This window comes from Pedobacter gandavensis, assembly GCF_032678465.1.
Classification (GTDB): Bacteria; Bacteroidota; Bacteroidia; order Sphingobacteriales; family Sphingobacteriaceae; genus Pedobacter; species Pedobacter gandavensis_B.
The window spans coordinates 247,850-259,791 of record NZ_JAVTSK010000006.1; the positions used below are offsets into that span (position 1 = coordinate 247,850).

Annotated in this window: 9 protein-coding genes; 6 read left to right on the forward strand and 3 right to left on the reverse strand. The window is 36.6% G+C overall.

What is annotated here, in order from left to right:
- The first annotated feature begins 56 nt into the window (after positions 1-56).
- On the forward strand, positions 57-1,349 hold the full coding sequence (locus tag R2Q94_RS13150; protein ID WP_316821927.1) for a TlpA disulfide reductase family protein: 1,293 nt from the start codon (positions 57-59) through the stop codon (positions 1,347-1,349).
- Positions 1,350-1,572: 223 nt separating this feature from the next.
- Here the strand turns inward: R2Q94_RS13150 and R2Q94_RS13155 are convergent, their stop codons facing one another.
- From R2Q94_RS13155 to R2Q94_RS13165, 3 genes are all read right to left on the reverse strand, one after another.
- The gene (locus tag R2Q94_RS13155; RefSeq protein WP_316821928.1) at positions 1,573-1,767 is read right to left on the reverse strand and encodes a BtrH N-terminal domain-containing protein; all 195 of its coding nucleotides are present in this window, start codon (positions 1,765-1,767) and stop codon (positions 1,573-1,575) included.
- Positions 1,768-1,892: 125 nt separating this feature from the next.
- Positions 1,893-3,005 (reverse strand): hypothetical protein, encoded by a 1,113-nt coding sequence (locus tag R2Q94_RS13160; protein WP_316821929.1) that lies wholly within the window; start codon positions 3,003-3,005, stop codon positions 1,893-1,895.
- A 4-nt stretch (positions 3,006-3,009) separates the two neighbouring features.
- Complete coding sequence (locus R2Q94_RS13165) at positions 3,010-4,110, reverse strand: SPFH domain-containing protein (protein ID WP_316821930.1); 1,101 nt, start codon at positions 4,108-4,110, stop codon at positions 3,010-3,012.
- Positions 4,111-4,359: 249 nt separating this feature from the next.
- Here R2Q94_RS13165 and R2Q94_RS13170 point away from each other — a divergent pair, with 249 nt between their 5' ends.
- The 5 genes from R2Q94_RS13170 to R2Q94_RS13190 all read left to right on the forward strand — a co-directional run bounded on the left by R2Q94_RS13170 (position 4,360) and on the right by R2Q94_RS13190 (position 11,859).
- A complete protein-coding gene (locus R2Q94_RS13170; RefSeq protein WP_316821931.1) occupies positions 4,360-5,208 on the forward strand; it encodes a hypothetical protein in 849 nt (282 codons plus the stop codon).
- Positions 5,209-5,781: 573 nt separating this feature from the next.
- On the forward strand, positions 5,782-6,849 hold the full coding sequence (locus tag R2Q94_RS13175) for a ComEC/Rec2 family competence protein (RefSeq protein WP_316821932.1): 1,068 nt from the start codon (positions 5,782-5,784) through the stop codon (positions 6,847-6,849).
- Position 6,850: 1 nt separating this feature from the next.
- Positions 6,851-8,206 carry an ABC-three component system protein gene (locus tag R2Q94_RS13180; RefSeq protein WP_316821933.1) on the forward strand — a complete coding sequence of 452 codons (1,356 nt, stop codon included), beginning with the start codon at positions 6,851-6,853 and terminating at the stop codon, positions 8,204-8,206.
- Positions 8,190-8,738: an ABC-three component system middle component 1 gene (locus R2Q94_RS13185; RefSeq protein ID WP_316821934.1), complete on the forward strand. Its 549-nt coding sequence runs from the start codon at positions 8,190-8,192 to the stop codon at positions 8,736-8,738. The genes R2Q94_RS13180 and R2Q94_RS13185 overlap by 17 nt, the downstream gene beginning before the upstream one ends.
- A complete protein-coding gene (locus R2Q94_RS13190) occupies positions 8,728-11,859 on the forward strand; it encodes an AAA family ATPase (protein WP_316821935.1) in 3,132 nt (1,043 codons plus the stop codon). The genes R2Q94_RS13185 and R2Q94_RS13190 overlap by 11 nt, the downstream gene beginning before the upstream one ends.
- Positions 11,860-11,942: the final 83 nt, after the last annotated feature.

The following is an 11,942-nucleotide window of genomic DNA, read 5'->3' on the forward strand; positions in this document are numbered from 1 at the left end:
AATTTTAAAAAACTAAAGGGCCGAAATTGATAGTTTTAAATAAAAAAATATAGCCCATGAACATGCTTAAAGCAATTGTAGGTATCCTAGTTATACTTTATATTTCTTCAACTTCAACGTTTCCGAAAACTTTCATTATCACAAGTACAACAACTGAAATTGATGATGATAATAATTTGGATTCATCAAAAGTGAGAGATGGTAAATTGATGCTAGATGGAAAAACCGAGGAAAAAAATAGCCACATGACTTATCGCATTGCAATTTTCAATCAAGTGAATGAAAAGCTTGCAAGCATGAAAACAGTAAAATATCATTATTTAAGAGAATTTAACTATCCATCAGCAGGATATATAAATAAAACCGAAGGTGAAATGTATATTGACTTTGCTAAGGAAAACGACCTTACAGGAATGAGATTTCAATATAAAGATGCTCAGGGTTTTATCATTTTCAATAATTCTCAACTATTTAACGGCAATAAAAAGGAACAAACGATATCGGTATCTAATATAAAAGCTCAAAAAGATCTTGAGGGCAAATCTCCGCTTTACAATTCTTTAGTAACTTTAAGAAATGCGCTTCCTCTCATCATAAAAGATGAAAATATTCAAAAGTCAATTACTGATACCTTGATCAATAATAAAAGGTATCATGTACTGCAGTTCTTTCTACAAAACAAACTTCTTACATACCTAGGGTCTGATTTTTCAAAAGTTACTAAGGATCTCACATTTAGATATCAAATTATTGTAGATAAAAGCACCTTGTTGCCATTAACCATTTTACAGACTAATGCTAATTCACAAGATTTAAATCGAACTGATTTTAAAGAGATCGATACGAGCCCAGCTCCTGTGGAAGAGATTTCATGGTTTTATACGAGCTATTTAAACAACTACACTATAGAGACTCCAAAAATCCCAGTTGTACTCATAAAAGCTGGTGAAGTAGCTCCTGATTGGGAACTAACAAATTTTGCTACCGATGTAAAAGAAACACTTGCACAGCACAAAGGCAAAATAATTTTATTAGAATTCTGGATCAAAAATTGTGGCTACTGCATTGAAGCTGTTCCTAAACTAAATGCGCTTAATGATTATTATGGGAAGAACAATTTCAAGATAGTGGCAATCAATACCGAAGATAATCGGTATAATGTTGGCGTATTTACTGACAAACATCCAATGAACTATTCAGTCGTATACGGAGATGACCCCTCTATAAATAAAAAATATGGTGTAGCTGGTTTCCCAACAGTTGTGCTGATCGCTAAAAATGGCAGGGTCCTTTATTCAGGAAGTCTTGACATAGAAACACTAAAACAACTAATCAATAAAAATTTATAGGTCAGATTTTATTGATAATGACCTCCTCCCTATAAACCGAGCATTCTAATTATAAAAATTGAAATTAACCGCATTTTCAGTGACATCTAAAAATCCGTTTTTGTAGGTGCCTTTTTTATCATAAGGACTTATGGTAAAGAGCTGATTTCTGCAGCAATGTTAACCCTTGCAGGTTGTTCGTAAATATTATGAAAGAAATCAGTTTTAAAAATGCGATCCATACCTAAAAAGTACAGAAGAACACGCTTTCTTCCCTGATCGAATTGTGATGTGTTTTCATATTCCAAAAGATGAAGCCAAGGTCTTCGCCTAAGCCAAAGAGCATGGGTTCGGATAGTTGAATATCAAGCTGGTGTATTAAAGTTCCGGTAGCAGTTGTTTCACAATGTTGTCCATCAAAAGGTTTTAGGATTTTCATTTTTTTTCTCAAAATTATATTGCCAACTGATAACCCTATGTCAATTGGCAGTATTTTTTTTTACGGATAACTTTTAGCTATCGTCACATTTGATGGCTCAGGGAATACAATACGAAGAAGATTCATTATTGCATAAACAAAGCAGCGATAGCAATTAAAAATAATATCATGAATACAAAAAGAATGATCTTGGTCCAGCTTATGGGACGTTGGCCAATCACTTCACCAGTACTGGCGTTAACCGTAAACTGATAGATTTTGTTATTGTAAGAATAAGCACTAACCCATACCGGCAGCATGATGTATTTTATTGCCTTATTTAGGTAATCGGTTGAAGTGTTGTCAATATCCTGTTCGTCTCCGCCAATATCATTTGCTATTGCTGCTCTAATTCTATCTGTGGTTTGTCGAAATGCGATCTCGAGACCAGTTTGAGGATTAAGCTGGTAGGTTTCAGAGCGGAAACCGCTCATGTACCGCTCGTCGAACTTCACCAGCAATTTAAAATTCCAGGGAGCCAGGTCATTTAGGGTTTTACTGGGAAGAGAATCACTAGCAGGTACGATAAGATCACGAAAGTCGCAATTGACCTTACCTGATACAGGTGACCATCTGGTGTGCCTTACTTGTCTTGTTCTGGTTTCTGTTTTACCGTTTTCCGTCACAGTGTAGTTTTCCGAGGTATAATAATAGTCACCACGATTACCATTATAATTGGTAATCGTGTCTGTATCATATGCCCAGTAGGGTAAGTAGATTCCATGAAGTGCTGTCGCACTCGAATTTACTATTTTTATCAAATCACTCGGTGCCCACCAAAGTCCACTGAGCCAATTTTGAAAATAGTAAATCCCTTTCTCCTTACTAATTTCGAAAGGTAAAATGTAATGTGGCGGCAGATATTGTTGTCCATCTTGTGGACTCAATACTAATGCTGCTGTGCAAAATGAGCATTTATCTGAGGTGGCAAAAGAGCTAAGTACTGTTTGTGAACCGCAGTTGCTACAGTTGACCACTTTCATTTCGTCACTCTTTTTATTCTGATCTAGATGGGTAATGAAAAGCTCATAATCAATAGACTTAATTGCCCTTTGTGTTTGATCAGTTGCTATAAGATTGCTCTCACCACAATGATCACATTTAAGACTCCCGGTGCCAGGTACAAAATAAAGCAATGCGCCACAACCATTACATTTTAGAGAAGGATTAAGGACACTGGGTTGTATTGTGTTGTTCATGAAATTAAGCTAGTGGTGGTGGTTCATGGTCAAACAATTCTGTTAACGATCCTGCCGGAGCCCATGCAGCCATACCTTTTTTCCAAACCTGTGTTTCTTTATTGATCACATTTGAGGCGATCAAGGTTTTAATTGTAGCAAGGGGGTGAGGGCCATCAGGCTTGCCATTATTTGCGAAATGGTATTCCACTATATTTAATGACGGAGGAGTCTCCCTGAGATTTTCATTGGGATTAAACTGGTTGTGCTGAAATATATTACCCACCTGACCCATCATTGCCGCGCCAACACCAAGACCCATACCTGCTGCACCAAGGTTACCACCAATGGTGTTTTCTGCAGATTTTTCAATTGCATTTGCTGCCTGAAACTGTGCATAAGCCCCAAGGTTTCCAATGATGCCCATTTGACTGCGTTTGTCTAGTGCCTGTTCTACTTCTGGAGGTAAGGACACATTTTCAACCAGTAATTTAGTAAGGTGAAGTCCAAGTTCAGCAAAATCAGGTTGTATGGTTTGCGTAACCAGCAGCCCCATTTCATCATAATTGGCTGCAAGATCAAGTACTGGTATTTTGGATTCGGCGAGGGCATCCATGGCACGAGAAACTACAGTGTTACGTAGTTGCTCATTAATGTCTTCTATACTGAAATTAGGATTGGTTGCGGCAATTTGAGTTAAAAACACTTTAGCATCCAGCACTTTAAAGTTAAACGTGCCAAAAGCACGCAGACGAACAGGTCCGAATTCTGCATCACGAAGCATCACAGGATTTTTAGTACCCCATTTTTGATTCAAAAATTGACGCATGCTAACAAAATACACATCTGCTTGAAAAGGACTGTTGAAGCCATGTTTCCAGCTCATAAGTGTAGTTAAAATGGGGATGTTCTGAGTACTGAGCTCGTACATTCCTGGGCTGAATACATCAGCGATCCGACCTTCGTTCATAAAAATTGCAACCTGCGACTCACGTACCGTAAGTTTAGCGCCCATCTTTATCGCGTTGTCATTTCGCGGAAATTTCCAAACTAGAGTATCCTGGCTATGGTCCACCCATTCGATAACATCTATAAACTCGCCTAATAATTTGCTAAATAATCCCATTGGATGATAACTTAAAAGTTTCTTTTCATAAATATAGTTTTATTACCCAATCAATCAAATATTACCTTAGAGTCAAGAAGGGGATTTTGCTACAATGTTTTTTTATGAAAATTGGCAGCTTAATCTGATGGAGCTGAGATCGCTATTTTTTCAATTGATGAGAATAAAGTATCTGGAATACTGAATCAAATGGAGTTTTAGCAGAATATAGATAGTATTGCCATGTACTATAGTTATCTTAACGAAATTATGGCCAATATTCCTTTTCGAAATAAGCTTGTACTTTGTTTATCCTTGATTATATTTTCATCCTGTAAGCATGAAAAAGTATATCAAACTTCACTTTTTGATATAAAAATTAATTTAAATGAACTCCCAAATGGTAAAAAACCTATATTTTCACAGCGTCATCTAAAAAGCAAGAAACAAAAATGGGTAGGGGGGCTATTTGGTTCTAACCAATTTATGGAATGGAATGAAGTGCTTTACAATGGTACGGTTATCAGGATAAATCCCCAGGTACCACCGCCCAACGATTCTGAATTTTCAGCTTACGCTTCTCAGGAGCGTTCACAATATGACTTTTATGACGTTACCTATATTAATCCATCCAAGACAAGTTTTATTGCGCGCATTTCTGGTCCAGATAATATCGGCAATAGATTTTATGTATTCAATGCACGAAAATCGGGTTTAGAGGTTTATAGTATAGATAGACCTACCATTATAGAGGGCGACCGAAAATGGGAAAACCGCGATATGCTGAAGATTGGAACTAACTTATTAATGGTAGATAATGACTATGTTTTTAACCAGAAAACCGGTAAAGCTTATGAAATAACCCGGCCAGGAAAAGACAGAGTTCGGGGAGAATTCACAGCATTGTCGCCAGATGGGCAAACTATAGCCTTTACAACCAGTCAACTGTTATACCAATGCCATTATCCCAGCGGGGAAGTCTACATCGAACCTATAGATGATCAACAACTGTCTAAAATTGTGAATAATAAAACAAAAGAGTGGCCATACAATTATTTCAGTTGGATTACTGTGAATGGCAAAATGTTTTTATATCCCCTTGTTTCTATGTTCCCATAAAAATCAATGGCTACCTGCCATGACTTTTTCAATAATTTATTTGAACTCGTCTGACCCCTATTATATATCTAATTTGCGTTCACTTAGTCATTTTAATTTTGCAGGGATCAGGATTGATCCAATAACACTGCGTTTAAATGATTTTAAAATAGAAAAACCTCAGAGAAATCTAAGGTTTTTTGTGATCCAGCTGGGATAAGAACCTTGTCCTATTTCCTGTGATTAATGACTATCTGTAAAGGTTTTGAGTGCTGACTCACCGAATCGCTCACCTTTTAATTGTATCTTTTAGTTGCAATTGCTGTTATTAAATATAGGGAATTTCTTTAAATAGTTCAAATAAAACTTAAGGTGGGAATTTATTTATAAGGTATTATATTTGTTGTCCGTTTTCTGATAGCGAGACTGCTATATAAAATAAGAAAGGCCAAAAAACATGTAGGTCTTGCAATGTAAGGTAATAACTTATTTGTTGTGCAATTTTCACTATTTGCTAATTTCTTTGCAAAAGGCTATTTTTAGAGCCAAGTTAGAACAAATGACATTCCGACTTAATTAATAAACGCTTTTCAAATGACATTTAAATTCCTCAAGGCTCAGAACGGAGACTGTACTGTTATTAAGTACATCGATGATAGTGGAACCAGACGCAATATTATTATTGACGCTGGTTTGGACGCAGCATATTTCGATCAAACAAACAATGTTTTTGGTGAACTAAAAGCAGAGGTTGAAGATATTAAGACCAAAAAGGAAAACATCGATCTTCTAATTTTAACGCATATTGACAACGATCATATATGTGGATTTTTGAAACTCTTTGAGATGGACGATGAAATACCAGCTTTTATTAAAAAAGTTTGGTTTAATTCTGGGAAGCTCATTGCAGAAGAGCTGAAAAAAAAGGAAAATAAAATGCTCACAATCTCAATGCTACAGGCTGGAGTAACGAATACTGGTGTGGCGGAGGGAATAGACTTTGAGAATTTTTTGCTAAGGTTCAAATTTTGGGAAAGGAAGTTAATATTATGCGGCCAGGAACATGAAGTCCATGATGCGAAGTTTCAGATACTCGGTCCAACTATACCACAGCTAAAAAAACTATTGAAAGAATATCATGAAGAAACTGGAGACGATAATTACACTGGCGCTGGCGGAAACGATTGGGGAACTGACATTGAAAGTTTTATTCTTGAAGAAAAAGCAAAAGGTTTTAGATTTTCCCAAGACAATAGTCCGAAGAACGGCAGCTCAATATCATTCATCTTAGAGCTACAGGGTAAAAAGTTTGTATTTCTAGGTGACGCACATCCAAATCCAGTTGCCAAAGCGCTTGCAGACCAGGGATACAATGCTCAGACTCCTCTAAAAGTTGAATTCCTCAAGGTTTCGCATCATGGTAGTAAAGCGAACAACAATAAAAAATTGCTTGCTGTAATCGATACTGACAAATATTTGGTCAGCACTAATTCGGTCGGTCACGGTCATCCACATAAGAGAACGTTATCTAGGATTATTTCAAAAAACCCGAATGCAATATTTCATTTCAATTATGAAAATGTTTGGGAAGGTGTTTTCAATGAGTCCGATAGGAACAAGTACAAAATTAATGCTTATCTGACACCTCATTTGGATTTTTAGTATGACGCCAGAACTGCTTAAAACATATGTAGTGTCATTAAAAAATGGCAGCGGATGCCTCTTCCAGCCTATGGCCGGAACAGATTCTTACACATACATACTTTCCGCAAAACACCTTTTCGAAGGGACCCGCCGTGCTGCTAATGGTCAAATGGAGCAATACAGTATTGATGCCGGAGACATCATACCTATTACAAGGTTGCTTTATCTTGACGGAATTTGGTCGGAGGTCGTGATCGATTTTGTCGTGGAAAAAGGAGTTAATTATTTCGTATCAAGTGTAGCTGATGCCGCAATTCTGAAAGTCGATTATATTCCCGGATTCAATGAAATTTTTCAGACAAATATTGGATTAAACACGGTTGGATACGCACTCAACGGTTATCCCCATTTGTTAGCAAACAGCATTGTTGGTGAAAAAAGTACCGAACATCCGATTGAACGATTGATAAGTCCAGGAGTATTTAATTACAGGGCACAATTGTTCGGTACAGCTCTTGCACATCCTCAAATTGAGGGAATGTCGGGCGGAGGAATAGTGAAAATTGTTGATGATGCAATTTCTATTATAGGGATTCAAAGCAAGGTTACACATCAAGCCCTTGCTTCGGGACAAATTGATTTTGTTCCAATACAGTATTTTAATCAAATCATCACTGAACTTGCAAACCCTCAGATACTTTCTGCATTATTTCCGCCATTCCTTAGTTCATTCGAATTTTTGAAAGATTCGGCTTTCATGCTTCCAGTCGACCAGATTGATGAAGATAATATTGCTGGCGCAAGAATAACACTTCGAAATAAAGCTGAGCAAGTTGTCAACTCAGATATTACGCCACGAGGAATTAAGGAGTTATTTGAAGCCAAGCTCCTGATTATCGAAGAAGAAACCAGTTGTTTCGCCCATAGGGAAATCTGGATAGCATGGTTGGAATTCCTGACAATTTTAAATATTGCGAAATATGACCCGATAGAAATGGAAATGCTTTCAGAAATATTCAACAATTATAGACTCAAATATATTGATGGGCATGGCTGGACGGAGGTTAGGGCAGATTTTGGCAAATCCGATTATGTAGGATTGAAGCCTGATTCAACAATATTTGTCAGTTCAAAGACGCCACCGAAATCGTCATTTATTTTAAAGAAAGGTAAAGTAATTGATATTGCCAAACCTTATGATAAACGTGGTTTCAAAACTGATGCAGGTATTGATCCATTCACCTGCTTTGACTTCGTCCATCTTGAACATTTCAAAGAGGTGTGTATTATACGGAAACTAGAGGAATATAGAGACTTGAATGAAATAGAGTTGTTAGCTAAACTTAAATCAGAATATCATGAGCTTTTCAATTGATCAATTCTTAGAGGTTGCAAATGCCACCTTTCAGCCATCGAAGGTAAGTTACCAAGAGCTTGACTATAATGGGAAAATCCCTGTGTTTTTTATCAAATGCAGCTCAATTGAAGATTTGGAGAATAATTGGACCGGATTAGTTGATTCAGTTGCTTTTGATTTTCAGAGTCAATTGACAGACGAGTTCCAAATTTGGAATATATATATGTTTTTTATTAAACCTGCGAAGACCATTGATTCGGTAAGATTTAATAGTCTTAAGCTAAAAATAGAAAATGATACATTTTCGAGCCGAAAGATTGTTGTGGAAGACCAAGATGCCAGTGACATAATTAATGAACACATAGTAAATAAGAATGTAAATTTCTCTGTCGAACTTGAAGCATCTCCAAAATCAGCATTTGCCGCAAATCCACTACTGTGGTCTATTTTGGAAGATAAAACGCTAAAGAAACAGAAACTTACAGCAGAGGCTACCAGTACATTTGATGACCTTGTTCAACAACTAAAAAGACAAATCGATGAAATTTAAGAAAATAGAAATTTCGGCATTTCGTATATACGACAAGGTTGAAAATGCGACCTTTGATTTCTCAATCGGTGAGAATTCAACCGCTGATTTTGTTTCTCTTTTTGCTCCGAACGGTTATGGTAAAACTTCGTTTTATGATGCAGTTGAATGGGGAATGACCAATAATATTCAGCGATTTTGGCAAAACAAGGTAATTACGAGCAGCGCTATTGATGCACTAAAAAGTCAATCCGAGGAACAAGTTAAACTCTGGCGGAATATACATTCGAACGAGCCGACGTATGTGAAAATTTTGGGAGATGGTATCGATCCAATAAATCGACAGTTGAAGCCACATGGCAATAAAAAGTCGGATGCTGATATTGAAAATGCTGATAACCTTGAAAACAGGACTTTTCGCAATGTTATTCTTTCTCAAGAGTGGATATCAGCTTTTCTGCGAGAAGTAGACGGGACAAAGAGGTATGAAATCTTTATGGATAACCCCGAGCTCAAAGAGATAAATAGTTATTATAAAAATCTTAAAGCGCTAATTAGCTATTGTCAAACAAGTATCAACTCAATTGATGGGAAGATAAGCGATGAGCAAAAAAGAATTTCTCAATTAGAGAGTGAAAATGTTTTAGAAAAGATAAACCAGCAGATCGATATCCTAATTGAAAAGTTTGCTCAAACGGGTCTACAGAAATTGACTTTGAAAACATCTAAAGAAGAAGTCAGTCGTTTAAAAAACCTAGTTGCAGATCAGTTAATTTCCTTAAACGAAGAATCTGCTATCCGAGAAAAGATAGGATGGGTTTCAATGGCAAAGATCGGAGGTGACCAGTATATCTCAATCCGAACCTACTTTGATCTAGAAAACCGAATCAAGGCAATAGATGAAGAAACTAAGCTAATCGTCGGCAGGTTAAACAAATACCAGACCTTAGAAATTAAAACAAATGAAATATCGGCGCTTAATAAGTTACTTTCTGAAAAAGAAGAATTAAAGGAAATTATTTCTGCTATTTTAATTCAATATGATGAGTATAGCCGCGTTGCCAACCTTTTGGTAAACAATGCAAGCAAGTTAACGGAGCTTAGATCGGAGACTAGTATCAAATCAGATCGTCTCAGCAGTCTTGAAGCAAAAGAGACAGAAACTAGGGCTGATCTAAATAATTCGCTAGCTGAAATAGAACAAACGAATGCTACGATAACTGCATTGCCAGAACGGGCAATTATAATCCAAAATCTAAGAGAGGAGATACAACAATTTAAGAATAAGATAACTGACGAGGACAATTTGGTAAAGCCTTTGGAATCCCAGCTTAGAGAAATCGAAAAGCAGATTCAAGCGTTGGAACATGAGTTGTCAGAGGTAAACAAAGGCGTATACTCAAAAAAATTGATCGAAGATCAGGTACTAGCATCAAGTATAGATGTAATCTTAGCAAATCGTGATGCATTGGCTAAAAATGAAGAGTTGCATAAACAACTGGCCAAACGCATCACAGAACAGGAGACGCTGAATTCTGAAATATTGGCATTTGTCCGCCAAGGCCTTGAGATTGTAAACAGCGATACATCGCGTATTTCGTGTCCGCTTTGTGAGCAGGCATACAATACTCATCAGGAGTTGGCAGAGCGAATAGCAAACAATAACTCCCTGGATAATCTTCTTAAGGGGCTTTTGGGGGATAAAAATAGATTGGATCAGGAATCTACAAGGCTTCAGGAAGAAATAAAATCCGCAACAGCGCTGTTAATCCGCTATCTTGAAGATAAAGTTAAAGACAAATTAGTTTCTAGAACTGCTGTTTCCGATCACATTAAAACGTGCAAAAATACGATTACTTCATTTCGAGAGTTGCTTGGTATAAGGGAGAATGATCTCCGCGAGATTGTAATGCGGCAGCTTGGTCTAAGTGATGAAGAATATGAGAGCGACTTAAATAAAAAACTTACTGTACTTAAGAGGGATGAAGAAAATTTCAACATTTTACTTAAGAAACTAGCCGAGGATAAAAAAGAGCTAACAGATTTTCTAGCAAAGTCGCGTGACGAAATTTCACATTTAACTGATTCTAATGATAAGTTAAGAGCATCTGAGCAATATTTGGCGGTCTTAAACTGGTTTCGCTCAAATTTCAATTCCGAAGAGGTTTCTTTGATTATTTTACAAAACCATCTTACCGAAAGCGATTCCTCTATTAAGGAATATTTTGACAAGATTGCCGCATTCAGATCTGAGCAGCAAGCCTTGCAATTGGAATTGAGTTCTTTCAATCAAGAAGCTGAAAAAGAACGACAAAAGAAATTGAAAGACGAGAAAGGAGAAGCAGATGGAAAGATGGATGGTTTCCGAAGCCTACTTAAAGATAAACTGGAAATCGAATCACAATTTATAGATCAAAAGACGCTTTCGGCTACTTTAGATTTAAAAGAGCAAGGGTTTAATATTTCGCTACTCAACAACAAATCGCTGCTCGATGAATACGCTAAAATCGAAAGGTATGCAGACCACATAAATGAGTTCCTCCAATCCGAAAATGCCAAACTAGCTTTAGAGCAGTTGGCTAAGGATAAAACATTCCTCGAAGAAAATGTTAAATCAGTTTTGAGCGAAGAATTCTCAAAGACAAAAGTATTCCTACAAGATAAAGTTAAGGAGTTCTTTTATGAGAGTTTGATCAACGACCTATATAGAAAAATTGATCCGCATCCTGATTTCAAAGAAGTACATTTTAGTGCTGATTTTGACGCAGATGTACCTAGGTTGGATGTTTTTGTGAGAGATCAGGTTAATAAGAAAATTGATCTAATTCCTAATCTCTATTTCAGTACAGCTCAAATCAATATATTAAGTTTAAGTATATTTTTGGCAACGGCATTAAACACACCTAGTTATGATTGTATTTTTATAGACGATCCGATACAATCGATGGATAGTGTAAATATTCTTTCTACAATCGACCTTTTGAGAAGTATCGTCTTGAATTATGGCAAGCAAATCATCCTCTCTACTCATGACGAAACATTCTTTAATTTGTTGAAGAAGAAAATGCCAGTCGGACAATTCAAATCTAAATTTCTTGAATTGGAAAGTGTTGGGAAATTAAAAACCACGTCTAGGTTATAGAATTAACACAGAGAAGGAACATGGGATATCACGACGATCCGATTGTAGATGAAAGTGAAAATGATGATATTACACAAGCTTAA

Bases quoted from the DNA above. Each gene is read 5' to 3' on its own strand.
- R2Q94_RS13150 (WP_316821927.1), top strand. From the start codon at position 57: ATGAACATGCTTAAAGCAATTGTAGGTATCCTAGTTATACTTTATATT.
- R2Q94_RS13170 (WP_316821931.1), top strand. From the start codon at position 4,360: ATGGCCAATATTCCTTTTCGAAATAAGCTTGTACTTTGTTTATCCTTG.
- R2Q94_RS13175 (WP_316821932.1), top strand. From the start codon at position 5,782: ATGACATTTAAATTCCTCAAGGCTCAGAACGGAGACTGTACTGTTATT.
- R2Q94_RS13185 (WP_316821934.1), top strand. From the start codon at position 8,190: ATGAGCTTTTCAATTGATCAATTCTTAGAGGTTGCAAATGCCACCTTT.
- R2Q94_RS13160 (WP_316821929.1), bottom strand. From the start codon at position 3,005: ATGAACAACACAATACAACCCAGTGTCCTTAATCCTTCTCTAAAATGT.
- R2Q94_RS13165 (WP_316821930.1), bottom strand. From the start codon at position 4,110: ATGGGATTATTTAGCAAATTATTAGGCGAGTTTATAGATGTTATCGAA.
- R2Q94_RS13180 (WP_316821933.1), top strand. From the start codon at position 6,851: ATGACGCCAGAACTGCTTAAAACATATGTAGTGTCATTAAAAAATGGC.
- R2Q94_RS13155 (WP_316821928.1), bottom strand. From the start codon at position 1,767: ATGAAAATCCTAAAACCTTTTGATGGACAACATTGTGAAACAACTGCT.
- R2Q94_RS13190 (WP_316821935.1), top strand. From the start codon at position 8,728: ATGAAATTTAAGAAAATAGAAATTTCGGCATTTCGTATATACGACAAG.